Origin of the sequence: [Acidovorax] ebreus TPSY, assembly GCF_000022305.1 — a bacterium.
Lineage (GTDB): Bacteria > Pseudomonadota > Gammaproteobacteria > Burkholderiales > Burkholderiaceae_C > Diaphorobacter > Diaphorobacter nitroreducens.
Genome location: NC_011992.1, coordinates 1030917 through 1054091, shown reverse-complemented (window position 1 = coordinate 1054091; position 23175 = coordinate 1030917). Strand labels below are relative to the sequence as shown.

The 23175-nt window shown below is 64.0% G+C and carries 24 protein-coding genes, 1 other RNA gene and 1 riboswitch; of the genes, 6 read left to right on the top strand and 19 right to left on the bottom strand.

All coding sequences use genetic code 11. The features are described from left to right. Position 1: 1 nt before the first annotated feature. Positions 2–1882: a TonB-dependent receptor domain-containing protein gene (locus DTPSY_RS05030; RefSeq protein ID WP_015912725.1), complete on the bottom strand. Its 1881-nt coding sequence runs from the start codon at positions 1880–1882 to the stop codon at positions 2–4. 80 nt (positions 1883–1962) lie between these two features. Next, positions 1963–2206: riboswitch (cobalamin riboswitch) on the bottom strand. Positions 2207–2240: 34 nt separating this feature from the next. Between DTPSY_RS05030 and DTPSY_RS05025 the strand changes: the two genes are divergently transcribed. The 3 genes from DTPSY_RS05025 to ssrS all read left to right on the top strand — a co-directional run bounded on the left by DTPSY_RS05025 (position 2241) and on the right by ssrS (position 3055). Next, entirely contained in the window at positions 2241–2480 is a 240-nt protein-coding gene (locus DTPSY_RS05025; protein WP_015912724.1) for a hypothetical protein, read from the top strand. Beyond that, positions 2477–2821, top strand: a complete 345-nt coding sequence (locus DTPSY_RS05020) for a cell division protein ZapA (protein ID WP_011804529.1) — start codon at positions 2477–2479, stop codon at positions 2819–2821. The genes DTPSY_RS05025 and DTPSY_RS05020 overlap by 4 nt, the downstream gene beginning before the upstream one ends. A gap of 54 nt (positions 2822–2875) precedes the next feature. After that, a non-coding RNA gene (gene ssrS, locus DTPSY_RS18790) (6S RNA) lies at positions 2876–3055 on the top strand. A 406-nt stretch (positions 3056–3461) separates the two neighbouring features. On the opposite strand, the gene DTPSY_RS05015 is transcribed toward ssrS, so the two are convergent. Together DTPSY_RS05015 and hemN are read right to left on the bottom strand one after the other, a co-directional pair. After that, positions 3462–4181 (bottom strand): sulfite exporter TauE/SafE family protein, encoded by a 720-nt coding sequence (locus DTPSY_RS05015; protein WP_015912723.1) that lies wholly within the window; start codon positions 4179–4181, stop codon positions 3462–3464. 3 nt (positions 4182–4184) lie between these two features. After that, positions 4185–5567, bottom strand: a complete 1383-nt coding sequence (gene hemN, locus DTPSY_RS05010; protein ID WP_011804527.1) for an oxygen-independent coproporphyrinogen III oxidase — start codon at positions 5565–5567, stop codon at positions 4185–4187. 171 nt (positions 5568–5738) lie between these two features. Between hemN and fnr the strand changes: the two genes are divergently transcribed. Beyond that, positions 5739–6482 carry a fumarate/nitrate reduction transcriptional regulator Fnr gene (gene fnr / locus DTPSY_RS05005; protein WP_011804526.1) on the top strand — a complete coding sequence of 248 codons (744 nt, stop codon included), beginning with the start codon at positions 5739–5741 and terminating at the stop codon, positions 6480–6482. A gap of 41 nt (positions 6483–6523) precedes the next feature. Here the strand turns inward: fnr and DTPSY_RS05000 are convergent, their stop codons facing one another. The 9 genes from DTPSY_RS05000 to DTPSY_RS04960 all read right to left on the bottom strand — a co-directional run bounded on the left by DTPSY_RS05000 (position 6524) and on the right by DTPSY_RS04960 (position 14555). Next, entirely contained in the window at positions 6524–6811 is a 288-nt protein-coding gene (locus tag DTPSY_RS05000; protein WP_015912721.1) for a hypothetical protein, read from the bottom strand. 76 nt (positions 6812–6887) lie between these two features. Continuing rightward, positions 6888–7166, bottom strand: coding sequence for a FixH family protein (locus DTPSY_RS04995; protein WP_015912720.1), 279 nt, complete (start codon positions 7164–7166; stop codon positions 6888–6890). A 61-nt stretch (positions 7167–7227) separates the two neighbouring features. Further along, positions 7228–8670, bottom strand: a complete 1443-nt coding sequence (ccoG, locus tag DTPSY_RS04990) for a cytochrome c oxidase accessory protein CcoG (protein WP_015912719.1) — start codon at positions 8668–8670, stop codon at positions 7228–7230. 84 nt (positions 8671–8754) lie between these two features. Further along, complete coding sequence (gene ccoP, locus DTPSY_RS04985) at positions 8755–9669, bottom strand: cytochrome-c oxidase, cbb3-type subunit III (protein ID WP_015912718.1); 915 nt, start codon at positions 9667–9669, stop codon at positions 8755–8757. A 29-nt stretch (positions 9670–9698) separates the two neighbouring features. Continuing rightward, entirely contained in the window at positions 9699–9836 is a 138-nt protein-coding gene (locus DTPSY_RS04980) for a cbb3-type cytochrome oxidase subunit 3 (protein ID WP_011804521.1), read from the bottom strand. Between the two features lie 14 nt (positions 9837–9850). Further along, complete coding sequence (gene ccoO / locus DTPSY_RS04975) at positions 9851–10483, bottom strand: cytochrome-c oxidase, cbb3-type subunit II (RefSeq protein ID WP_011804520.1); 633 nt, start codon at positions 10481–10483, stop codon at positions 9851–9853. A 19-nt stretch (positions 10484–10502) separates the two neighbouring features. Continuing rightward, on the bottom strand, positions 10503–11942 hold the full coding sequence (gene ccoN, locus DTPSY_RS04970; protein ID WP_011804519.1) for a cytochrome-c oxidase, cbb3-type subunit I: 1440 nt from the start codon (positions 11940–11942) through the stop codon (positions 10503–10505). A gap of 65 nt (positions 11943–12007) precedes the next feature. Beyond that, entirely contained in the window at positions 12008–12145 is a 138-nt protein-coding gene (ccoS, locus tag DTPSY_RS04965; protein ID WP_011804518.1) for a cbb3-type cytochrome oxidase assembly protein CcoS, read from the bottom strand. Position 12146: 1 nt separating this feature from the next. After that, on the bottom strand, positions 12147–14555 hold the full coding sequence (locus tag DTPSY_RS04960; RefSeq protein ID WP_015912717.1) for a heavy metal translocating P-type ATPase: 2409 nt from the start codon (positions 14553–14555) through the stop codon (positions 12147–12149). 108 nt (positions 14556–14663) lie between these two features. Here DTPSY_RS04960 and DTPSY_RS04955 point away from each other — a divergent pair, with 108 nt between their 5' ends. Further along, complete coding sequence (locus DTPSY_RS04955) at positions 14664–15107, top strand: universal stress protein (RefSeq protein WP_011804516.1); 444 nt, start codon at positions 14664–14666, stop codon at positions 15105–15107. A gap of 105 nt (positions 15108–15212) precedes the next feature. Here DTPSY_RS04955 and DTPSY_RS04950 read toward each other — a convergent pair whose 3' ends face one another. From DTPSY_RS04950 to lgt, 6 genes are all read right to left on the bottom strand, one after another. Beyond that, positions 15213–16772, bottom strand: a complete 1560-nt coding sequence (locus tag DTPSY_RS04950) for a malonate--CoA ligase (RefSeq protein ID WP_015912716.1) — start codon at positions 16770–16772, stop codon at positions 15213–15215. Between the two features lie 21 nt (positions 16773–16793). Further along, a complete protein-coding gene (locus DTPSY_RS04945; protein ID WP_041838800.1) occupies positions 16794–17621 on the bottom strand; it encodes an enoyl-CoA hydratase/isomerase family protein in 828 nt (275 codons plus the stop codon). 67 nt (positions 17622–17688) lie between these two features. Then, complete coding sequence (locus tag DTPSY_RS04940) at positions 17689–18714, bottom strand: Bug family tripartite tricarboxylate transporter substrate binding protein (RefSeq protein ID WP_015912714.1); 1026 nt, start codon at positions 18712–18714, stop codon at positions 17689–17691. Between the two features lie 146 nt (positions 18715–18860). Further along, positions 18861–20327, bottom strand: a complete 1467-nt coding sequence (locus tag DTPSY_RS04935; RefSeq protein WP_015912713.1) for a malonyl-CoA decarboxylase — start codon at positions 20325–20327, stop codon at positions 18861–18863. Continuing rightward, complete coding sequence (locus DTPSY_RS04930; protein WP_011804511.1) at positions 20324–20995, bottom strand: GntR family transcriptional regulator; 672 nt, start codon at positions 20993–20995, stop codon at positions 20324–20326. Before DTPSY_RS04930 ends, DTPSY_RS04935 begins: the two co-directional genes overlap by 4 nt. Positions 20996–21230: 235 nt before the next feature. Beyond that, on the bottom strand, positions 21231–22055 hold the full coding sequence (gene lgt / locus DTPSY_RS04925) for a prolipoprotein diacylglyceryl transferase (protein WP_172206531.1): 825 nt from the start codon (positions 22053–22055) through the stop codon (positions 21231–21233). 181 nt (positions 22056–22236) lie between these two features. On the opposite strand from lgt, the gene bfr reads away from it, so the two are divergent. Continuing rightward, positions 22237–22719, top strand: a complete 483-nt coding sequence (gene bfr, locus DTPSY_RS04920; protein WP_011804509.1) for a bacterioferritin — start codon at positions 22237–22239, stop codon at positions 22717–22719. A gap of 13 nt (positions 22720–22732) precedes the next feature. Here bfr and DTPSY_RS04915 read toward each other — a convergent pair whose 3' ends face one another. Continuing rightward, positions 22733–23161 carry a PaaI family thioesterase gene (locus tag DTPSY_RS04915; protein ID WP_015912712.1) on the bottom strand — a complete coding sequence of 143 codons (429 nt, stop codon included), beginning with the start codon at positions 23159–23161 and terminating at the stop codon, positions 22733–22735. Positions 23162–23175: the final 14 nt, after the last annotated feature.

Genomic DNA, 23175 nt, shown 5'->3' with positions numbered 1-23175 from the left:
GTTACTGCGGCGCCCACTTCAGGCCCACGTAGAACGTGCGGCCGCCGGTGGCGTAGGTGCGCGCCAACTGGTAGTCCTTGTCGGCCAGGTTGTCGACGCGGGCCAGCAGCGTCACGTCGCGCGCCACGCGCTTGCTGGTGTAGAGGTTGAGCGTGGTGTAGCCGCCCAGTACGTTGGTGTTGGCCGCGTTGTCGTACCGGCGCGCGGATGCGTAGAGTTCTGCCCCCAGCGTCCAGCCTGCCACCAGGGTGTCGGCAGCCAGCGTGGCGTAGCGCTTGGCACGGCGCGCCAGCAGTTTGCCGCTGTCCAGGTCACGCGGGTTCTGCCAGTCGATGGAGCCATGCAGCGACACGCCCGCGATGCGGTGTGCGGCCGACAGCGTCACGCCCTTGTACTCGGCGCGGCCCACGTTCTCGTAGCAGCCGAAGCTGGAATCACAGCGGCCCGCGGCGCCGAAATTGATGAGGTTGCTGACGCGGTTGCGGTACGCCACGACACCCACGCTGCTCTCTCCTTGCGTCCACCGCGCGCCCAGCTCCACGTTGCGCCCCTTCTCGGGCTGCAGGTCGGGCGCGCCGTATTCGCTGAAGCGGTGGTAGAGCGTGGGTGCACGGAAGGACGTGCCGGCCGCTGCGGTGACGCGCCACTGCGGCGTAATGGCGTAGCCATAGGACAGGCTGCCCGTGCTTTTGCCGCCGAACTCGCTGTCGTCGTCATAGCGCAGGTTGGCCTGCAGCGTATGGGCGCCCTGGTTCAGGCCATAGCCCAGCGCGAGCGCGTTCTGTGAGCGGTCACGCTGGAGGTCGCCCACGAACTCGGTGGCGGGGTTGTGCAACTCGTCCTCGCGGCGCTCCAGCGCGGCTGTGAACAGATGCGCGCCCAGGCGCCACTCGTTTTGCAGCAGGTAATTGTGCAGCGTGGTCTCGGTCATGTAGAAGTTGGGCCGGGTGCTGTATTCACTCTGCCCCTGCGTGACCTGCAAGCGCGTGCTGTACACGTCGCTCCACTTGGCCAGCCATGCCAGGCTGGCCGTGCGCAATTGGTGGTGATTGCGGTCGTCGGCCGTTTTGCTGCCGTCGTACTGCGAGTTGAGGTTGCTGGCCAGCAGCGTGCCCTCCAGGCGATGGGTCGTGTCCAACTGCACGCCCAGTCGGGCATTGGCAGAGGTGCGGCGGTAGCCGTCTTCGTCCGGGTTGTAGGCGGAGCCTACGCGGGCACTGAAGCCATCGGCGCGCTCATGCGACAGCCCCAGCGCATAGTCCACCTGCTCGGTGCCACCACTCACGCCGGCCTGCACCGTCCGCGTGCCCTGGTTGCCCAGGCCCACGCCCACGTAGGGCGCCGGCGCACCCTCGCCCTTTTTGGTGAAGAGCTGGATCACGCCTCCCATGGCATCCGAGCCGTATACAGCAGCCGCTGGCCCGCGCACGACCTCGATGCGGTCGATCTGCGACAACGGGATTTGCTCCCACACCACGCCGCCGGTGGATTGCGAGTCCAGGCGCACGCCGTCCAGGTACACGGCGGTAAAGCGCGACTCCGCGCCGCGCAGGTAGACGCTGCCATTGCTGCCCTGGCCGCCATTGCGCGTGATCTGCACGCCTGGCAGGCGCGAGATCACGTCAATGACGCCTACCGCGCCGCTGGCTTCGATAGTTTCACGGTCGATGACGGACACATCGGACACGATGTCGGCCAGCGGCCGGGCCACGCGGGTTGCCGTGATGACGGTTTCACGCAGTTGGGGTTCTGTGGCTGCCTGGGCCAGCAGGGTCTGGGACACGGCGGGGAAAGCGGCGGCCAGCGCCAGCGGCAGCACGGCGACGCGCGCGTGCACGGAAAGCGCACTCAAGCGCACATTGAACGGACGGGTGTTTGTCATGTGGGGCAAACAGAGAGATCGCCACGGCCGACCTCCCCGTCGGCACCTGGGCATAACGGCCCAGGTTTCACAAAAGGAAACGCGGAGCCACCTCGTTGGCCGGTATCCGGGCTGGCGGAACGCTCTGCATCGCCTTCCCAAACGCTTGTTCAAGGCGCTCAGTGGCTTGTCAATGAAGAGGGAGCCGAGGTACGGCTCATCCGCTGACCGTTGCGGGGGCAGCGCAGGCACAGGACGCACTCCATGGCGGAGGGCCCCTCCCTGCTTCCCGTTGAACTGCGGCATGTGAACCACGCCGCTAGCACCAACTGCGCAATTTTACGATGGTTCGCACGCCGATCCCTACAATCGGCAGCGTATGGCCTCCCCCTCTTCCATCGACCAGATCGCCGAGCGCGTTGAGCGGCTGCTGCTGCGCCATGCCGAGTTGCAGCGCACCAATGCCCTGTTGGCGCAACAGGTCGCGGCGCTCACCCAGGAGCGCGATTCCCTCCAATCCCGCCTGCAGGCGGCCCGTGCCCGCGTGAACGCATTGCTGGACCGCCTGCCTGCCGAGCCCGAACTCCCCGGCACTGCCGAGACGAAAGACGCGCCATGAAGCAGATCGAGGTACAGATCCTCCAGCAAAGCTATCTCCTGGCCTGCCCGGACGGCCAGGAGTCGCGCCTGCTGGAGGCGGTCGAGCGCGTGGATACCGCCATGACGCGCATCCGTGACGCGGGCAAAGTACGCGCGCGTGAGCGCATCGCCGTGCTGGCGGCCCTCAACCTGGCTTTCGAGATCGCCGACCGCGAAGCCGCCGATTTGGCAGCCGCCTCAGCCCCTGCGCGCATCGCCCCCACCCCGGTCGCGCCGCACGTGCACGACAGCGATGAGCGCGTGCAGCAGTTGCTCCTGCGCCTGGACGAGGCGCTGGGCGAGGATGGGCGCCTCCTATAACCATTACGGTAAAAGCCTGGCCCCTGGCTGCACACGGGCGGCCCACTACAATGAACATGTCTGCGGTGCTGCCGGGCTTTATATTTCCTTGAACCAATGCTCATTGAGCACGGGCTTGGTACATCGCCCGGTGAGCGTGATCATCTCGCGTCAGATGAACCCAACGCCTGGCTGCCCTCGCCCACCTGAACCCCCGGTTCAGGATGCCGGTCCGGTGGCATTCGCAGACACCTTTTCTCCGGTAATCTCTTGCGCCCTCGCTCCGGGTGAGTGCCAGCGACCTCAATACCTGCTCAGAAAATCCGGCGCTCCGCGGCCAGCGCGCGCAACCCACCCATCTGCAAGGCACAGAGCAGACCTTGGTAGTCGTCGCACCGATGGTAAATATCCTGGCGTGGTTCGGGCGTTTCCCAGTCCTTCGGCAATCACGCCGACACGCAGCGCGCCCTCATACGCACGATGGCGCATCCAGTAAGGCAGCGATGCGTAGCTGGATTTCTCCACGTCGATGAGAACAGACTCGTCACTTCCGCTGGTATAGATCTGACAGCGATACGTCACGCCTGAGCGCCTCGGTTTGCGCCATTCGCTTGCCACGGCATGCTTCGCGGAGTCGCTGTGGTTCCACAAAACGCTGTTTTCAGGGCACGCACCACGGCGCCGGCTGCCCATGGACAACCTCCATCCACAGCGCCCATGCACCCAGGGAAAAAAGCACACCACCTGCCAGCCGAGACCCCCACGCCCCACCCTTCACGCCGATCCAAGCGCGAATGCGGCCAAATGTCCACGGCCCCAACACCAGCCATACACCACTTCCCACGCCAAACAGGACCATGCACAAGGCTCCGCGGAGCACGCTTCCGCTGAGAGCGGCAGTCAACAGTGCGGTGTACAGAAGGCCGCATGGCAGGAGCGCCCAGGCCACACCCGCGGTCAGCAGCCCGCCAGGCCGAGAGACCAAGGGCTTGACCTTCGCCCAGGCAGCACGCCCCGCCCGCTCAACCCACAGGGGCTGCTGCGCTTGCACCACCATCATCCCTCCCCACGCGAGGATGAGCACGTGCATCAGCGTCCAAAGGGGGCGCAATGCCGAGGTGCTTTGCCCCAGCCACGCGAGTTGCTCCATGGCCAGCGCAACCACCGCCCCTGCGGCGCCGTAGCCAATCAGGCGCCCCACGTGAAACTGCGCTACCCGTTGGAGGATTCCGCGGCGGGACGCCCATTGAATGGTGTGGGTGGCGTCCGGCGTGCCACCCAGCCCCGTAAGCGCCGCGCAGGGAACAGAACACATCGCCAAACAGTGTGCCCCTCCCATCAGCCCCATCAGGAAGGCCGTCGTGGCCATCGCCCACAGCATGGGTCAAATAATCCGGGAAAAGCGAGCGCGGTTGCGGTCAGCCTGTAGATACTTGTCGAACACCATGGCCACGCCCCGCACGAAATACCACCCCATGGGCGTGACTTCAACGCCCTCATCACTGATTTTCACCAAGCCCTGAGCCGCCATTTCTTGCAGTTGCTGTAATTCCGCATCGAAATAACTGCGGAAATCAATCAGCCAGGACTGTTCCAACGGCTCAAACAGCAATTCACCTTGGCACATCAACGCCATGATGACTGCGCGGCGCACCAAGTCGTCCTTGGTCAACGCCAGCCCGCGCACCACAGGCAAATGCCCCTGGTTAATGCAGTCGTAATACTCGTCCAGCGTTTTCACATTTTGGCTGTAAGTAGCGCCCACGCGCCCGATGGCAGAAACGCCCAGACCAATCAGGTCGCAATCGGGCTGCGTGCTATAGCCTTGGAAATTGCGGTGCAGCCTGCCTTGCCGCTTGGCCACCGCCAGCGCATCGTCAGGCAGCGCAAAATGGTCCATGCCCACGTAGACGTAGCCGGCTTCCTGGAACACATCAAGTGACCGGGCCAGCATGGACACCTTGGCCGAAGCCATGGGCAACTCGGCCGTGATGATGCGTCGCTGCGACTTGAAGCGTTCTGGCAAGTGAGCGTACGCATACAGCGCGATCCGGTCTGGCCGCAGCTCGGCTACCTGCTCCAAGGTGCGATCAAACGACTCCGGTGTCTGGCGCGGCAGCCCGTAGATCAAATCCACGTTCACCGATTCAAACCCGAGCTTCCGAGCCGCATCGACCAACGCGAACACCTTTTCGGCAGGCTGAATGCGGTGCACGGCCTTTTGTACTTCAGGGTCGAAATCCTGCACGCCAAAGCTCAGGCGATTGAAACCCAGCTCCGCCAACAATCCCAGCCGCGCTTCATCCACGGTCCGGGGGTCCACTTCTATGGAGTACTCCCCCCCCGGAACGAGGACGAAACTACGCCTCAGCATGCCCATCAGTTCGCGCAAACCGTCATCCGTCAGAAAAGTAGGCGTGCCTCCGCCGAAATGCAGCTGGCTCACATGCTGACCCACACCGCAGTGCGCCGTATGCAGGTCGATCTCACGACTGAGGTAACGCAAGTAGACCTCTGCCCGCTCTGGATGCCGGGTAATGATCTTGTTACACGCGCAGTAATAGCACAGCGATTCACAAAATGGGATGTGGACATAAAGCGACAAAGGCATCGCCTTGGCTACCGACCCCACGCGACGCTGCTGCAGCGCAAGGATGTATTCCCGCTCGCCAAAGGCCTCGACAAAACGATCAGCAGTCGGATAAGAGGTGTAGCGCGGCCCTGGAACGTCAAAGCGACGCAGGAGCTCTGTTGTAACAACGGTCATGACGGGATTCCTTGCACTTTCATATCACTGTGCCGTAGAGTCCCCCATGAGTCCTTGACGTTGATCAAGCGCCCATAAGGTCCTTGTGGCGACAATTTGACTTCGGCTCAAAGTCGTCCAACGGCCTACGGCATTCCATGTCTCCCAGCCGTTCAGAGGTAAGCTCAAGCCATGAACAGGGTTCCCATGCATACGAATCTCCAGACCATCAAAGTTGCCTGCTCAAACTGCAATCTGCGTGAGCTGTGCATGCCCGTGGGTCTGGACGACCAGCAACTCAAGCGCATCGATGACATTGTTGCTGTACGACGCAAGATCAAGCGTGGCGGCACGCTTTTCCGGAACGGTGAACCCTTCACATCCCTTTTTGCCATCCGCACCGGATTCTTCAAGACCTGTGTCGCCACCGAAGACGGTCGCGACCAAGTGACGGGTTTTCAAATGGCGGGCGAGATCATCGGCCTGGATGGCATCGTGAGCGACCGTCACACTTGCGATGCGGTAGCGCTTGAAGACGCCGAAGTATGCGTCATGCCTTTCGATCGTATTGAAGAGTTGTCGCGCGAAGTAACGGCACTACAGCACCATGTGCACAAGATCATGAGCCGCGAGATTGTTCGCGAGCATGGGGTCATGCTGTTGCTGGGGAGTATGCGTGCCGAGGAACGCCTTGCCGCATTCCTGTTGAATCTCGTACAACGCTTGCATGCCCGGGGTTTCTCACAATCCGAATTGGTGCTGCGCATGACACGCGAAGAGATCGGCAGCTACCTGGGATTGAAACTGGAAACCGTCAGCCGCACGTTTTCCAAGTTCGTGGAAGAAGGTATTGTGGAAGTAAAACAGCGCCATGTGCGCATCGTCGATACCGATGCGCTGAAGCGCATTGTCAACAGCCAGCAAGCCTGCCATTAAGCCTCGGTTTTTTGTTCATTCATAACTGATCGGCGGAAAGATCAGGAAACGTATTTGGCGCAATCAGCCGGCCGCGCCCCTTTGGGCACGGGGCAGCGATTCAACTCAAAGGGCGAGAGTGACAACAGCGTAGTCAATGCGCTGGAAGCCATGAGTACGAACCAGAACGTGAAGAAGGCGATGGTATACACACCTTCGCGCGAGAGATGCAGGGGTTGATCAAACCACTGCAGCGCTTCTGGATCCACGAAGGCGAACACCACCATTTCCATGACGCCCGCCATCAAAAAGGCCGGCCACGCGATCCACATCAATCGTTGCATCCACATTCGCCCATCTCCTAGCAGGTGTAGTTGACAGCCTAGCATCTGTTCTCCGGCATGCAAAGAGGACTCGCCCTGCCGGTCAACGCGGTTGATCCTCCAGCGGCGTAGCTGCATGGTTGCGCCCCTTCATGGCAGGCGTCATGTCGCCTCCAGACTCCTTCAGGGTCTCGTTGATGTTCAATCCCCGTTGGTAATAGTCTTCCGCGATGACGGGGTCGGGTTGGCTCACGGCCAGCCACAGGGTCACGAAGCCCGCAATGATGACAATCACCGGCCCCGCGATGACAAGCCAGACATGGCCAAACGTCCACCAAGGCTTTCCTGCGTCTTCCAGATTCATGGGGGAATTACTCGACATCTATACCAACTCCTCGCTCATTTATGAGCACAGCTTGTTCATTTGCATTCCACGACCGCCTTCAGCGAGGTACAAGGAACACGGATTTCTCTGCCACTTGGGCTTTATCACCCTGCGCTTGAATATCGAAATACACCGTATGCGATCCAGGAGATGCTGAGCCATACGGAATTTGAAGACGGACAACCACCCATCGCGATTCCGCCGGTCCAATGTCAATTGCGGTCTCGGACGCCACTTCCAGCCCTTCCATACCGTGGGCGCTGATGGTGTAGCGCTGCGCCCCCTCCGTGGCGTTCATGATCTGCAGCCGGTAGATATTTTCCAGCTTGCCTCCCGCCACGATGCGCGAGAGCGCAGCGCGGTCGCGCACGATGTCCACCTTCAACGGGGTGCGTACCACCAAGCTGGCCAGCATGCCGATGCACAACACCACCAGCACCGCTGAATAGAACAACACCCGGGGTCGCAGCACGCGTTTGAGCATTTGCGATTGGGTCCAGTGGTTCTTGACGCCGTTCTGCGTTGAAAAGCGAATAAGCCCGCGCGGATACTTCATCTTATCCATCACGGTATTGCAAGCGTCCACGCAGAGACCGCAACCAATGCATTCATATTGCAGTCCGTTGCGAATATCGATACCCGTTGGGCAGACCTGGACACACAGCGTGCAATCGATGCAGTCACCCAGTCCCGCAGCTTTGTGGTCTACCGTCTTGTTACGGGGCCCGCGAGGCTCGCCGCGCTCAGGATCGTAAGAGACGACCAGCGTGTCCCTGTCGAACATTGCGCTTTGGAAACGCGCATAAGGGCACATGTATTTGCATACCTGCTCGCGCAGGAATCCTGCGTTGCCGTACGTGGCCAACCCATAGAAGATCACCCAGAATATCTGCCACCCTCCTTGCAGGGCCAGCAGCTCTCCCCCCAGCTCGCGAATCGGAACGAAATAGCCCACGAAGGTGAAGCCGGTCCAGAACGCGACCGCAATCCAAATGGCTTGCTTGACAGTTTTTTTCCAGATCTTCTCAAATGTCCACGGACCATTGTCCAGGCGCATACGGGCACTGCGGTCGCCTTCGACTTTGTGCTCGATCCACATGAACATTTCCGTGTATACGGTCTGGGGACAGGAGAAGCCGCACCACAGGCGTCCCGCCACTGCGGTAAACAGAAAAAGCGACAGCGCGGAAATAATCAGCAAACCCGTCAGATAAATGAAGTCCTGCGGGTAAAGCACCAAACCAAAAATATAGAAACGGCGTGTTCCGAGGTCAAAGAGCACCATTTGGCGCTGGCCCCACTCCAGCCATGGCAGGCCATAGAAAACCAGCTGTGTCAGAAACACCATCGCCCAACGCCAACGTGCGAACACTCCACTTATCGAGCGTGGATAGATTTTCTTTTGCGCCTCATAGAGCGAAATGACCTCGGTCTGCGAACTTTCGGCCCCCACTGGCGTGATAGGAATCACCTTACGGGGCTGACCTTCGGCTGGCTTCATGGTGGAATCTCAAAAAGGAAGTGCAACTTCCAAAACGCAAAACGGCCGGCGCCCCTCGACGGGGAGCCGGCCGCACAGGGAGCATCAGCGCGGGGCGCCGGCCTTATTGGACAAACCCCAGACGTATGCCGTCAACACCTTGATCTGTGCATCGGTCAACTTGCCCGTTTGGGCAGGCATCTCGTTGGTCTTGCCATTGTTGATCATAGCGGTGATGGCAGCTTCGCCCCAGCCATGCAGCCAGATGTCATCCGTCAGATTAGGGGCACCCAGGGCCACATTGCCCTTGCCGTCCATCCCGTGGCATGCAGCGCACGCAGTGAACTTCGACTTGCCCAGAGACGCCTTCAGGGAGTCATGCGGGCTTCCCGACAGGCTCAGGACATAGTGGGCGAGGTTGCGCACATCTTCCGGCGAGCCCACGGCGGCCGCCATGGGAGGCATGACGCCAATGCGCCCATCGTGGATGGTCTTCTGGATCTGATCAGGCGCACCGCCGTGCAGCCAGTCACCGTCGGCCAGGTTGGGGAAGCCCTTGCTGCCGCGGGCATCGGAACCATGACACTGCGCGCAGTTGTTCATGAACAGACGCTCACCAATTGCCATGGCCGCTGTGTCGGCCGCCATCTCTTGGGGCTGCATGGCCTCGAACCGCGCATACAGGGGCTGCAACTCTGCGTTAGCCTTGTCCACTTCGGCTTGGTACTCGCCCAGCTGCGTCCAGCCCAACTTACCCTTAAAGGTCCCCAATCCGGGATAGGCAGCCAGATAGCCAGCACCGAATACCAGCGTGATGATGAACAGCCACATCCACCAACGGGGCATGGGGTTGTTCATTTCCGTCAGGTCTTCGTCCCAGACGTGACCGGTGGTGTTGTCGGCCGTAGCCTCGACCTTCTTGCGGGACGTGATCCACAGCAGCAAGCCGCAGGCCACGATACCGATGATGGTGATTCCGGCCACGTAGAAGGACCAGAAGTTACTCGTGAAATCGCTCATGGGTTATCTCTTTTCTTGTGGAGACTTCTTCAGTCCTCGGCGAAGGGCAACTGTGCTGCCTCCTCGAACCGGGCCCGGTTGCGGCGCATGAAGGCCCAGAACCAGATGCCCACGAAACACGCCAGCGACGCCAGCGTGGCCACGATACGCATGGTGGTGATGTCCATGACCAGCTCCTCGATTACTTGAGCGCACGGCCCAAAACCTGGAGATAGGCCACCACGGCATCCATCTCTGTCTTGCCCTTGACCTGCTCGGCGGCGCTGGCGATCTCCTCATCCGTATACGGGACGCCGACTGTGCGCAATGCCTTCATGCGAGGAGCGACAACGGAAGGATCGATCTGGTTCTTTTCCAGCCAGGGGTAGGCGGGCATATTGGATTCGGGCACCACGTCGCGCGGATTGTTCAGGTGAATGCGATGCCATTCATCGCTGTACTTTCCACCCACGCGATGCAGGTCGGGCCCAGTGCGCTTGCTACCCCATTGGAAGGGATGGTCGTAGACGAACTCGCCAGCCACCGAGTAGTGGCCATAACGCAGGGTTTCCGCACGGAACGGACGGATCATCTGCGAGTGGCAGTTGTAGCAACCCTCGCGCAGGTAGATATCGCGTCCGATCAGTTGCACTGCCGTGTAAGGCTTCACGCCTTGAACGGCCTCAGTCGTCGATTTTTGAAAGAACAGAGGAACGATTTCCACCAGGCCGCCGACGGCCACAACCAGCAAGATCAGCACGATCATCAGGAAGTTGCTGGTTTCGACCTTCTCGTGCGTGAAGCCGGTGGATGCTTTGTTATGCGTATTGGACATGTAGTTGACCCTCCGAACTTCAGGCGTGAGCGGGTTTCACGGCGGGAATGGCTACCTTGACGGAGCGTCCGGAGATCGCCGTCACCCAGACGTTCCATGCCATCACCAACATACCGCCGAGGTACAGCAGACCGCCAAAGAAGCGGATCGCGTAGAACGGATAGGTCGCCTTGACGCCTTCCACGAAGGTATAGGTCAGCGTGCCGTCGGGGTTCACTGCGCGCCACATCAGACCTTGCATCACGCCAGCAATCCACATGGCGGCGATGTACAGCACGATGCCGATGGTGGCCATCCAGAAGTGCAGTTCAATTGCCTTGATGGAGTGCATCTTCTCCTTGCCGAACAGGCGAGGCACCAGGTAATACAGCGAACCCATGGTGATCAGACCCACCCAGCCCAGCGCGCCTGCGTGCACGTGCCCCACAGTCCAGTCGGTGTAGTGCGAGAGCGCGTTGACGGTCTTGATGGACATCATCGGTCCTTCGAACGTGGACATGCCGTAGAACGACAGCGACACGATCAGGAAGCGCAGGATGGGATCGTCACGCAGCTTGTGCCAGGCACCGGACAGCGTCATGATCCCGTTGATCATGCCGCCCCAGCTGGGCGCCAGCAAGATCAGCGAGAACACCATGCCCACGGATTGCGTCCAGTCAGGCAGCGCGGTGTAGTGCAGGTGGTGCGGACCCGCCCACATGTACGTGAAGATCAGCGCCCAGAAGTGGACGATGGAGAGGCGGTAGCTGTACACCGGACGGCCAGCCTGCTTCGGGATGAAGTAATACATCATGCCCAGGAAGCCGGTCGTGAGGTAGAAGCCCACGGCGTTGTGGCCGTACCACCACTGCACCATGGCGTCCTGCACGCCTGCGTAGGCGGAGTAGCTCTTCATGAAGCCCGCCGGAATGGCCGCACTGTTGACGATGTGCAGCAGCGCCACGGCGATGATGAACGCACCGAAGAACCAGTTGGCCACGTAAATGTGCTTCACCTTGCGCTGGCCGATCGTTCCGAAGAACACCACCGCATAAGAGACCCACACGGCAGCGATCAGGATGTCGATCGGCCATTCCAGCTCGGCATATTCCTTGCCGGAGGTATAGCCCAGCGGCAGGCTGATGGCCGCCGCTACGATGACCAGTTGCCAGCCCCAAAAAGTGAACGCCGCCAACTTGGGCAGAAACAGCCCCGCCTGGCAAGTGCGCTGCACCACGTAATAGCTGGTGGCGAACAGGCCGCAGCCGCCGAATGCGAAGATCACGGCATTGGTGTGCAGCGGACGCAGCCGGCCATAGCTCAGCCATGGAATGCCGAAGTTGAGTTCAGGCCAGGTCAGCTGGGCGGCGATGAACACGCCTACCAGCATGCCGACCACCCCCCATACGACAGCCATGATAGAAAACTGGCGTACTACGGTGTCGTCGTAGTGCGCAACTCTTGTTTGTGAAGAATCCATCGGGCACCTCTAGTATTTGCAGTAAAAAGTTTTAACCAGGCTCGCAGTAGGCCTATTGACGAACATCAACCGTCCCTCAGAATGCGCTCCCCCTCCTGATCGACGTTCTCAAATTGGCCACGGTAGACGGCCCACCACAGTCCCGCCAGTACAAACAGCACCAGTACGACGGAGAGCGGAATCAACAAATACAGGATGTCCATATCAGACGACCTCCAAGGGCGTGCTCACGGCACGTGGGGCACCAGCGCAGTCGTCGGAACTCTCGTGGCTGATCGGGTCCGGCAGGCGCGCCAGGCGGGCCGCGTTGAGCACGACGAGCAGTGAACTCAGCGCCATGCCCAGGCCCGCGAGCCAAGCCGGCATGTAGCCCGCAATCGCCAGGGGCACACACAGCGCGTTGTATGCAGCCGCCCACCACAGGTTCTGGCGGACGATGCGCAATGTGCGCCGCGCCAGCCAGAGCGCCTGCGCAACAAGGGCGAGATTTTCGCCCATAACCACGAAGTCGGACCGAGACTGGGCCAGGGGCACGGCGCGGCCGAACGCAAACGAGACATGCGCACCGGCCAACACGGGGCCGTCGTTGAGCCCGTCGCCCACCATCGCCACGTGGTGTCCTTGCGCCTGCAACGTCTGCAGATGCGCGAGCTTGTCCTGCGGGGTGCAGTCTCCCCGGGCCTGGCCGATGCCCGCCTGGGCAGCCACCCGTTGCACGGACTCGGCCCGGTCGCCGGACAGCAGCTCGACCGCCACGCCTTCGGCGCGTAGCCCGCGCACGGCCGTCGCGACCTCGGGGCGCAGTTGTTCGCTCAGCACGAACCGCGCGATTTCCACCGCCGCGCCTTCGCATTCCATCGACAGCACGACCTGCGGCCCCGCATCGCCGCCCACGGCAGGCACGCGGGCATGGGCCGCAGAGCCCAGGCGCAGAATCGTTTCCTGTGCGTGCGATGGTGACGATGCACGGGCCACCAGGCCTGCTCCCGGCAGCTCCTGCACGGCATGGACCGTCCAGCCCGCGGGCGCCGCCGCGGCAGACTGCGCGGCCGATGCCAGCGCGCGCGAGGCGGGATGCAGTGAATGCGCCGCCAGCGCCGAAGCCAGCGCCAGCGCCTCGCCCTCGCCCCAGCCGGCCCCTGGCGCCACATGTACGGCATGCAGCGCAAGCCCATCGCGGGTCAGCGTGCCCGTCTTGTCGAAGACCACCGTATCCACCGCGGCCAGCGCCTCCAGCCCTTGCAGGTTGCGCACCAGCACGCCCCTCCGCGCCAAGGTACCCGCAGCCGTCAGCATGGCCACCGGCGTGGCCAGAGACAGCGCGCAGGGGCACGTAACGATGAGCACCGCCACCGCCACCATCAGGGCGTGGCTGGGGTCGCTCGGCCACCACCACACTGCCGCCAGACCCGCGGCCAACAACACCGCCACCAGGAAAGGCCGGGCCACCCGGTCCGCCAGCTGCGCCAGGCGGGGCTTTTGCAAAGACGCGCTCTCCATCAATGCCACGATCTGCCCAAAGCGCGTCTCACTGCCCAGTGCCAAAACCTCCACCGTGACCGGTGCGCGCAGGTTGTAGCTGCCCGCCGTCACGCGGCTGCCTTCGGGTCGGTCCACGGGCGTGGATTCACCGGTGAGCAGCGCCTCGTCGGCCTGGGTACCGCCTGAAAGGATGCGGCCATCCGCGGGAAAGGCCTCCCCCGGCAACACGCGCACCACGTCGCCGGCCTGCAGACGGCGCGTGGCCACGCGCGTGAAGCTACCGTCTTCCGCCCGCCGCTCCACGCTGTCGGGCAACCGGTTCATCACGGCTTCCAGCGCCCCTGCCGTGCGATCGCGCAGGCGCAACTCCAGCCAGCGGCCCGTGAGCAGGAAAAAGACGAACATGGTCAGCGAGTCGTAGTAGACCTCGCGGCCAAAGGGGCCGGTCGGATCGAACGTGCCCGCCATGCTGACCACGAAGGTGATGAGCATGCCCAGCGCCACGGGCAGATCCATGCTGACCCGCCGCTGCCGGATATCGCGCAGCGCGCTGGAGAAGAAAGGCCCGCAGGCGAACAGCACCACCGGCAGGCTGATGACCCAGGAGGCCCAGCGCAGCAGTTGTTCCATTTCCATGGTCAGGTCGCCGGGCATGGCTTGGTAGGCAGGCCATGCGTACATCATGACCTGCATCATGCAAAAACCCGCCACCAGCCAGCGCCACAGCGCCTTGCGGTTCTCGCGCTGGCGCTGCTCCCGCGCCAGCGCATCCAGGGCAGGCAGCGCGCGGTAACCGGCCTTCTGGACCGCGCCCATCCACTGCGACGGGCGCACTCGTCGCGGGTCCCATACCACGCGTGCGCGGCGGGTGGCGGCGCTCACGTCCGCTTCCGCCACGCCGGGCACACGCCGCAGGGCTTCCTCGATGGTCAGGGCGCAGGCGGCGCAGTGCATTCCGTCGAGCACCACATGCGACTCCCACGGACCCGCCTGGGCATCCGCACCTGCGGGGGTAGATGTGCAGGGCTTGCCAAAGGCCGACCATTCCTGGGGGTCATCAAGCAGCGCGACCTCATCCGGTGCAGCCGTGGAGAGGGGCGACGCCCACGGGTCGGCATCAGGATTTGACATAGCCTCAAGACTATTCGGATTGCGCGAAGGACTCATTGACTTGAATCAAGACATGGACCACGAACTATCCTATGCTTTTACCGTTCTTAACGAAATGAGGAGCTGCACATGTACAAACGCATCCTGATCGCCACCGACGGTTCCCCCCTGTCGCAAAAGGCCGTGGAAAGCGGGCTCTCGCTGGCGGGGCTCACAGGTGCGTCGGTGGTCGCCCTGAAGGTCGTCCCCCGGTATCCGCGCAGCTATTTCGAAGGTGGCCTGCCCGTGGACGCCGCGGACATCAAGCGCATCGAGAAGCAGTGGGCGGATGCGGCCCAGGAACTGGTGGACAAGGTCAAGGTGCAGGGCACCGACGAAGGCGTGACCGTGAAGACCGTGGTCGCCAAGTCCGACCTGATCGCCGAAGCCGTGATCGCCGCCGCCAAGAAGCACAAGTGCGACCTGATCGTGATGGCCTCGCACGGCCGCAAGGGCATCAAGCGCCTGCTGCTGGGCAGCGAGACGCAGCACGTGCTGACGCACTCGCACATTCCGGTGCTGGTGCTGCGCTAAGCATCAAATCAGGCTCTAGCGCCCTACCATCAAGCGCTAGCAGCTATCATCTAAATAGCAAAGGGCGGCCCAGGCCGCCTTTTTGTATTGCAATGCCGCGCCGGCTCAGGCGAACAGCCCCTTGTACTGGTCGCGCAGCAGGTTCTTTTGCACCTTGCCCATGGTGTTGCGCGGCAATTCGGTGGTGACGAAGCAGCGCTTGGGAATCTTGAAGTTGGCCAGTTGGCTCTTGAGCGATGCGATGACCGCATCGCCATCCACCTTTGCACCGGGCTTGGGGATGACCACCACCACACCCACTTCGCCGAAGTCCGGGTGCGGCACGCCGACCACGGCGCTCTCGGCCACGCCGGGCATCTCGTTGATGTAGCCCTCGATCTCGGCCGGGTAGACGTTGTAGCCACCGCTGATGATCAGGTCCTTGCTGCGGCCCACGATGCTGACATAGCCACGCTCATCCACCTTGCCGACGTCGCCGGTCTTGAACCAGCCGTCGGCGCTGAACTCTTCCTTGGTCTTCTCGGGCATGCGCCAGTAGCCCTTGAACACGTTGGGGCCCTTGACCTGGATGTTGCCGATCTCGCCCACGGGCACCGGCTTGCCGGCATCGTCCACCACGCGCAGGCCCACGCCAGGCAACGGAAAGCCCACGGTGGAGCCGCGGCGCTCCGCCTGCCCGCCATGGCGCGCGTCGGCCGCGTAGGGATTGCTGGTGAGCATGATGGTCTCACTCATGCCGTAGCGCTCCAGGATGGTGTGGCCCGTGCGGTCCTGCCATTCCTTGAAAGTCTCGATGAGCAGCGGCGCCGAGCCCGCGATGAACAGCCGCATGTGGCTGGCCGCGGCCTGGGTCAGCGCCGGCTCGGCCAGCATGCGCACGTAGAGCGTGGGCACGCCCATGAACACCGTGGCGCGCGGCATGGCGGCGATCACCGCCTTGGGGTCGAACTTCGCCATCCAGATCATCTTGCTGCCATTGATCAGCGCACCATGGATGGCCACGAACAGGCCGTGCACGTGGAAGATGGGCAGCGCGTGGATCAGCACGTCGCCGGGCTTCCAGCCCCAGTAGTCCTTGAGCACCTGGGCATTGGACAGCAGGTTGCCATGCGTGAGCATCGCGCCCTTGCTGCGTCCCGTGGTGCCGCTGGTGTAGAGGATGGCAGCCAGGTCGTCAGCCTTGCGCGGGACGGCGCGGTGCTCGTCGCCGAAGTGCGCGGCGCGCTCCAGCAGGCTGCCGGTGCGGTCGTCGCCCAGCGTGAACACATGTTGCGTGCCGGCGGTAAAGGCGATCTTCGACACCCAGCCGAAGTTGCCCGGCGTGCAGACCACCACGGCCGGCTCGGCATTGCCGATGAAGTACTCGATCTCTGCGCTCTGGTAGGCGGTGTTCAGCGGCAGGAACACGTAGCCGGCGCGCAGCGTGGCCAGGTACAGCAGCATGGCCTCGACCGACTTTTCCACCTGCACGGCGATGCGGCTCCCCTCGGGCAGCTTCAGCGATGCCAGCAGGTTGGCGATGCGGGCGCTGGCGCGGTCCAGGTCGCGCCAGGTGTAGAGCAGCGGCGCACCCGCGGCCGAGGCGGCCTCGACGGCGGTCTGGTCCAGGTCAGCAGGAAAGGCGGCGCGCAGCGCGGAAAACAGGTTCTGGGAGGAGGAGCTCATGGTGGTGCACACACAAAGGATTCAGAAAACGGGAGCGCGCTTGGCCAGGAAGGCGTTGATACCCTCGCGGTGTTCGGCGCTGTCGGCATAGGCGTAGGGGTCGGCCAGTGCGTTATTTGCTATCAAATCAGAAGCTGCTTGCGCTTGCTGGTCGGGCGCTAGCGGCACATTCTTCCGTATAGCGCGCAAGGTCTGCTTGTTGAGCCGGGCCGCACCGGGCGCCAAGGCTGCGATGCGCAGCGCCGTGCCCAGGGCTTGCGCATCCAGCTGCTCGGTGTCGACCACGCGGCTCAGAAAGCCCCGCTGCGCCATCTCGGCGGCGCTGAAGGTGGCCGCCTCCAACAGCATCTGGCGCGCCGTCACGTCGCCCACGGCGCCCGCCACCAAGGCAGCCTCGCGCGGCGCCATCGGAAAGCCCAGCTTGGCGATGGGCGCGCCGAAACGCGCGCCGGCAGCGGCAATGCGGATGTCGCAGCAGCTGGCGATCTCCACGCCCGCGCCCATGCAGGCGCCTGCGATGCGCGCGACGATGGGTACGTCGCAGTCCAGCATGGCCGCCAGCCCGCCCCAGACATCGCTCTCGTGGAAGTCGCGCAGCTGCGCGGGGTCGAAGCGAAAGGCGGGGTACTCGGAAATATCCCCCCCCGCACAGAACGCCTCCCCTGCCCCCTCGATGAGCACGCAGCGCACGCCATCGCTGCGCTGGATGTCCTGGAACACCGTGCGCAACTGGCGCCACATGGCGCGCGACATGGCGTTGAGCCGGCCCTCGTGGCGCAGCGTCACGCGCACCACGCCGCGGCCGGCGGCCTCTCCTGCGGCCATGGCCGCGACAACTTCACCTGGCATGCGATCGGACTCTCTTCGTGGGGGTGGAGGCGGCGCCACTGGAGGGGCGCCGCAGTGGGGGGCTACATCACTCCAGCTTGGCGCCCGAGGCCTTCACCACCTGCGCCCAGCGCTTGATCTCGCTGCTGACCATCTTGGCGAAGTCCGCCTGCGACAGCGTGCCGAACTCCGCGCCGTTGCCGGCCCAGATGGCCTTGAGCTCCTCGGCCTGGCCGAGCTTGCGGATCTCCTCGACGATGCGCGCCTGCAGATCGGCCGGCGTGCCCTTGGGCGCCCACAGGCCATACCAGGTGGACACGGTGTAGTCCGGCAGGCCCACCTCTGCCGCGCAGGGCACGTCGGGGAAGGCCGGGTTGCGCTTGGAGCCCGACACCATCAGCGCCTTGATGCGCCCGCCCTTGATGTGCGAGGCCGACGAGCCCAGGCCGTCGAACAGCATGTCCACGTTGCCGCCGATCAGGTCCTGCAGCGCAGGGCCCGCGCCGCGATAGGGGATGTGGGTGATGAAAGTCCCCGTCTGCAGCTTGAACAGCTCGCCCGCCAGGTGGTGCGAGGTGCCCGAGCCGGCCGACGCATAGTTCAGCTTGGCGGGGTTGGCCTTCACGAAGTCCATGAACTGCTTCATGTTGGTGGCCGTCACGTTGCGCGGGTTCACCACCAGCACCTGCGGCACGTTGGCCACCAAGGCCAGCGGCACGAAGTCCTTTTCCAGGTCGTAGTCCAGCTTGGGGTACATGGACGGTGCAATCACATGGTGCACGCCACCCATGAACAGGTTGTAGCCATCGGCTGGCGCCTTGGCCGCCACGCTGGCACCCACGGTGCCGCCCGCGCCGCCGCGGTTGTCGATCACCAGCGTCTTGCCCGTGGATTTGGCAAACTGCGCAGCCAATGGGCGCGCAAAGGCATCCGTGCCGCCGCCCGCGGGGAACGGCACCACCATGTTGACCGGCTTGGTCGGCCAGCCGCTGGCGCCTTGCGCCCAGGCACCGCCCGTGGCCAGCGCCAGGCCCGCAGCGCCGGCTGCGCGCAGCATGTCACGGCGTTGCAGCGTGGCGGTGGCGATCTGGCTCAAGTTCTCTCTCTCTCGCATGGCGTTGTCTCCTGTCTTTCTGTTGTGAAAAGGGTGGGTTGGCAGGTGCTCAGGCGCGGCGCGCCCGCTCGGCCAAGGCCGCCGAGGGCAGCTGGGCGCGAGCATACAAGGCCCGCCGCGCCCGCTGGCGCCGAGGCAGCGCGCCGTCAGTCACGGCACAGGCTGTCGATATCGCCCGACACGGGCACGCGCCCCTGCGCAAGCAGGCCGTGGTGCTTGTCGATGCGCTTGAGGTCATACAGGTAGTTGACCATCAGCCCGAAGGACTGCTTGAGCCCCTTGGCCGACGGGTCACCCGCCCAGTTCAACCGCTCCACGCGCGCGCCATTGCCCAGGTGAAAGCGCGCCACCGGGTCCACCGGCTTGCCGTCGTGCAGCTCGCGTCCCAGGTAGCGCGCCGCGCACTGCATGAGCAGCTGGCGCACGGGTGACTTGGGCGGCAGCTCCAGCGCCTTGTCGGCCGCGGCCAGCACATGCGCGGCCTGCGGCGGCTCGAAGCCCACGGCGCGGCCCAGTTCGGCCAGGCGCTTCTCGTCGAGCTGCTCCAGCTGCGCGGCGCAGTTCTTGGACAGCCAGGAACGAAAGCCCGGGATCGGCGAGAGCGTGGCGAAGGTGCGCAGGCGCGGGAATTCCTGCGTGAGCGTCTCGGCCACGTGCTTGATGAGCGAATCGCCGAAGCTCACGCCGCGCAGCCCCGTCTGCGTGCTGCTGATCGAGTAGAAGATCGCCGTGGTGGCACGCTGGATGTCGGCGGCCTCGGCGGCCTCGTCCAGCAGCGGGGTGATGCTGGACGAAATCTCGTTGACCAGCGCCACCTCCACGAAGATCAGCGGCTCATTGGGCAGGCGGGGGTGAAAGAACCCGTAGCAGCGGCGGTCGCTGTCCAGTCGGTTCTTCAGGTCCGCCCAGCTGCGGATGTCGTGCACCGCCTCGTACTTGATGAGCTTTTCGATCAGTGAGGCGGGCGAATCCCACGACAGGCGCCTCAGTTCGAGGAACGCCACATCGAACCAGGTGGAGAACAATTGCTCCAGCTCCGCGTCCAGCGGCAGCAGGCGCTTGTCGCTCTTGAGCAGGGGCAGCAGCTCGGCGCGCAAGTCCACGAGGAAGCGCATGCCTGCCGGAAACACCGCAAAGCGCTGCAGCAGCCGTGTACGCGGCGACACCATGGCGCGGCGCAGGTGGGCTTCGGCCTGGGGCGCATCGTCGGTGCCGGCGGCGGCCTCGTAGCGCTGCTGGGCCGATTTGAAACGCGTGGCATCGGGCGCGAACTGCTCGCACATCAGCAACCACAGGTCGCGCCGCTCTTCGGGCGTGGCCTCGGCGTACCACGCGGCAATGGCCTGCGCGCGGCGCCCGCCTTCGATCTCGCTCACGCGCGGGGCCACCACTTCCTGCAGGTCGGTCAGCAACCGGCGCAGCACGCGGGGCGACAGCGCCTCGCCGCTCCTGCGCAGCGTGGCCTGCAGGCGCTCGTGCGTGGAGCGTTCGGCCGCAGGCTTGGGCGACGCGGCGCTTGCGCCGTCCTTGTCCTTGTTCTTGCTGGCGGCTTTGCTGTCTGCGGACCGCAGGCGGTCCACGTTGCGCGAGATCCAGGTGGAGGCGGCGTTCATGGTGTGATCCGTGAGGGGTGGTTGCGTGCAAGCTCGCGCAGCGCGTCGCGCTGCGCCAGAAGGTGGTTGCGCATGGCCTGCTCGGCCGCGGCGGCGTCGCCCTTTTGGAGTGCGGCGAACACCTGCCGGTGCTCCGACAGGCTCTGCTGCAGCCGGCCGGGCACCTGCAACGTCTGGTGCCGCGCCAGGCGCAGGATCTTGCGCAGGTCGCCGATCACCTGGGCCAGCCAGCGGTTGTCCGCCAGGGTGATGAAGGCCTCGTGGATGGCGTAGTTGGCTTCGTAGTATTCGGTGATGCGCCCCGCCTCGGCATGGTCCTGCAGGCGCTGGTGCAGCACCTGCAGCGCGTCGATGTCGGCGGGGCCTGCGTGCTCGGTGGCCTCATAGGCCGCACGGCCCTCCAGCAGCGCGATCACGGGGAAGATCTCCTGCAGATCGCGCTCCGTGATCTCGGCCACGAAGCAGCCGCGGCGCGGCTCATGGCGCAGCAGCCCTTCCGCCACCAGCACCTTGAGCGCCTCGCGCAGCGGCGTACGCGACACGGCCAGCCGCTCGCACAGCGCGGCCTCGTCCACGAAGCTGCCCGGCGCCAGTTCGCCCGCAAAGATCTGCTGACGCAGCATCTCGGCGGCCTGGTGGTGCAGGGAATTGGCAGGCGGACGGCGCATGGTGAATGGGCGGCAGGCGTTATGACGTCACGAATGGCACACAAGTGGTCGCGAAACTGCATCATTTCGCGTAATTTTCAATAATTATGAAAGCATGCCAAGCCGCCGGGATGGGGACTATCCCTAGCGGAGCATATTGACGCAACGCGGCAACACTCCGCCACCGCGCCGCCCGCAAGGAACAATCAAAAATGAGAGCTGCCAGCGCTTGCTGGACAAGCGCTGGCGCCTTCTTTTATGCAAATCCCTCAGGAGCGTCCTGCCGCTGCGCCCAGACCCACATCGCCACCCCGGCCGCCACCATCGGGATGCACAGCCACTGCCCCATGCTCATGCCCAGCGACAGCAGGCCCAGGAAGCTGTCGGGCTCGCGGAAATACTCGGCCGTGAAACGCAGCACGCCATAGCCCACGAGGAACGCCGCCGCTACCTCGCCACGCTTGCGTGGCTGACGGGCGTACAGCCACAGCAGCACGAACAGCAGCAGGCCTTCGAGCAGGAACTGGTAGATCTGCGACGGATGGCGCGGCAGCATGGAGCCGCTTTGCGGGAACACCATGCCCCAGGGCAGATCCTGCGGCGCGAAGCGCCCCCACAGTTCGCCGTTGATGAAGTTGCCGATGCGCCCGGCCGCCAACCCCGTGGGCACGCAGGGCGCTACGAAATCGGCCACCTGCAGCCAGGGCCTGCGGCGCGAATGCGCAAACCACAGCATGGAACCGATCACGCCCAGCAACCCGCCGTGAAAGCTCATGCCGCCCTGCCACACGTAGAAGATCTCCAGCGGGTGGCTCAGGTAGTAGCCCGGCTTGTAGAACAGGCAGTACCCCAGCCGCCCGCCCACCACCACGCCCAGCACGCCCAGGAACAGGATGTCCTCCACGTCCTTGCGCGACCACGCCTGGTCGCCACGCAGGGATGCGTAGGGCTGGTGGCTCAGGCGGCGCATGCCCAGGAACATGAACAGCGCAAAACCGGCCAGATAGGTCAGGCCGTACCAGTGGATGGACAAAGGCCCGACCTGCAGGGCCACGGGGTCGATTTGGGGGTACATCAGCATGGCGGGCATTGTGCCGCAGGGCCGTGACACGCCCGCGCCCGTCCAACGCTGCCAGGATGAGAATGCGCCTGCGTACGGCCCGCATCCAGGGCGCCCGCGCCCGGGAATTGACGGCCGCCATTGAACCGGCGCGCAAGGCGCCGGATACTCACGCCATCACCACCCCCACGAGAACAACAACATGCAAGGCCACCCGGAAGTCATCGACTGCCTCAAGGATCTGCTGCGCGGCGAGCTGGCCGCGCGTGACCAGTACTTCATCCACTCCCGCCAGTACGAGGACCAGGGCCTCACCCGCCTGTACGAGCGCATGGGTCACGAGATGGAGGAGGAAACCCAGCATGCCGACGCCATCCTGCGCCGCATCCTGATGCTGGGCGGGCGCCCCGATATGCGCCCGCACGACTTCACGCCCGGCGAGTCCGCGCAGGAGATGCTGCGCAAGGACCTGGACACCGAATACACCGTGCAGGCCCGCTTGAAGGCCGCGATGGCCCTGTGCGAATCCCACCGCGACTACGTGAGCCGCGACATGCTGCTGGCCCAGTTGCGCGACACCGAGGAAGACCACGCCTACTGGCTGGAAAAGCAGCTCGGCCTGATCGAGAAGATCGGCCTGCCCAACTACCTGCAGACCCAGGCGGGCGGCCCTTCGGGCTCGTGAGGCTGCGGCGCTCTCAGGCGCCGGCCGGCACGTTGACCATGGTGGCCTGCATCAACGCCACCACCTTGTAGTCGGGCCCGTCGCCCGTGTACGCGCGCACTTCGCCGGTGCACACGGTGAGCATGCGCCCGGCGTTTTGCACCTTGCCCACGGCCAGGAAGCGCGTCCCCATGGCGGGCCGCATGAAGTTGGTCTTGAATTCGGCCGTGACGATCTCGCAGCCGGGGGGCGAGCGGGTCAGCGCCGCGTAGCCGCAGGCGCTGTCCACGATGCTGGTGATGGCCCCGGCGTGCACGAAGCCCTGCTGCTGCGACAGGTGGGTGGAAAACGGCATCTCGATATGCACCTCACCCTCCACCACCAGCGCCAGCCGGGCGCCGAGGGTGGCCATCAAACCTTGTGCCGCGAAGCTGGCTGCGATGCGTTGCTGGAACTCGTTCATGGGCGATGGCATTC

Coding starts and splice junctions, on each gene's coding strand:
- DTPSY_RS04950 (WP_015912716.1), bottom strand. CDS start 16,772: ATGAGCTCCTCCTCCCAGAACCTGTTTTCCGCGCTGCGCGCCGCCTTT.
- DTPSY_RS04980 (WP_011804521.1), bottom strand. CDS start 9,836: ATGGACATCACCACCATGCGTATCGTGGCCACGCTGGCGTCGCTGGCG.
- DTPSY_RS05015 (WP_015912723.1), bottom strand. CDS start 4,181: ATGCTGTGGGCGATGGCCACGACGGCCTTCCTGATGGGGCTGATGGGA.
- ccoN (WP_011804519.1), bottom strand. CDS start 11,942: ATGGATTCTTCACAAACAAGAGTTGCGCACTACGACGACACCGTAGTA.
- DTPSY_RS04945 (WP_041838800.1), bottom strand. CDS start 17,621: ATGCCAGGTGAAGTTGTCGCGGCCATGGCCGCAGGAGAGGCCGCCGGC.
- DTPSY_RS05020 (WP_011804529.1), top strand. CDS start 2,477: ATGAAGCAGATCGAGGTACAGATCCTCCAGCAAAGCTATCTCCTGGCC.
- DTPSY_RS05030 (WP_015912725.1), bottom strand. CDS start 1,882: ATGACAAACACCCGTCCGTTCAATGTGCGCTTGAGTGCGCTTTCCGTG.
- ccoS (WP_011804518.1), bottom strand. CDS start 12,145: ATGGACATCCTGTATTTGTTGATTCCGCTCTCCGTCGTACTGGTGCTG.
- DTPSY_RS04935 (WP_015912713.1), bottom strand. CDS start 20,327: ATGAACGCCGCCTCCACCTGGATCTCGCGCAACGTGGACCGCCTGCGG.
- DTPSY_RS04930 (WP_011804511.1), bottom strand. CDS start 20,995: ATGCGCCGTCCGCCTGCCAATTCCCTGCACCACCAGGCCGCCGAGATG.
- lgt (WP_172206531.1), bottom strand. CDS start 22,055: ATGCTGATGTACCCCCAAATCGACCCCGTGGCCCTGCAGGTCGGGCCT.
- DTPSY_RS04955 (WP_011804516.1), top strand. CDS start 14,664: ATGTACAAACGCATCCTGATCGCCACCGACGGTTCCCCCCTGTCGCAA.
- DTPSY_RS04915 (WP_015912712.1), bottom strand. CDS start 23,161: ATGAACGAGTTCCAGCAACGCATCGCAGCCAGCTTCGCGGCACAAGGT.
- ccoP (WP_015912718.1), bottom strand. CDS start 9,669: ATGAGCGATTTCACGAGTAACTTCTGGTCCTTCTACGTGGCCGGAATC.
- ccoG (WP_015912719.1), bottom strand. CDS start 8,670: ATGAAGCCAGCCGAAGGTCAGCCCCGTAAGGTGATTCCTATCACGCCA.
- DTPSY_RS05025 (WP_015912724.1), top strand. CDS start 2,241: ATGGCCTCCCCCTCTTCCATCGACCAGATCGCCGAGCGCGTTGAGCGG.
- hemN (WP_011804527.1), bottom strand. CDS start 5,567: ATGACCGTTGTTACAACAGAGCTCCTGCGTCGCTTTGACGTTCCAGGG.
- DTPSY_RS04960 (WP_015912717.1), bottom strand. CDS start 14,555: ATGTCAAATCCTGATGCCGACCCGTGGGCGTCGCCCCTCTCCACGGCT.
- DTPSY_RS05000 (WP_015912721.1), bottom strand. CDS start 6,811: ATGTGGATGCAACGATTGATGTGGATCGCGTGGCCGGCCTTTTTGATG.
- DTPSY_RS04940 (WP_015912714.1), bottom strand. CDS start 18,714: ATGCGAGAGAGAGAGAACTTGAGCCAGATCGCCACCGCCACGCTGCAA.
- DTPSY_RS04995 (WP_015912720.1), bottom strand. CDS start 7,166: ATGTCGAGTAATTCCCCCATGAATCTGGAAGACGCAGGAAAGCCTTGG.
- fnr (WP_011804526.1), top strand. CDS start 5,739: ATGAACAGGGTTCCCATGCATACGAATCTCCAGACCATCAAAGTTGCC.
- ccoO (WP_011804520.1), bottom strand. CDS start 10,483: ATGTCCAATACGCATAACAAAGCATCCACCGGCTTCACGCACGAGAAG.
- bfr (WP_011804509.1), top strand. CDS start 22,237: ATGCAAGGCCACCCGGAAGTCATCGACTGCCTCAAGGATCTGCTGCGC.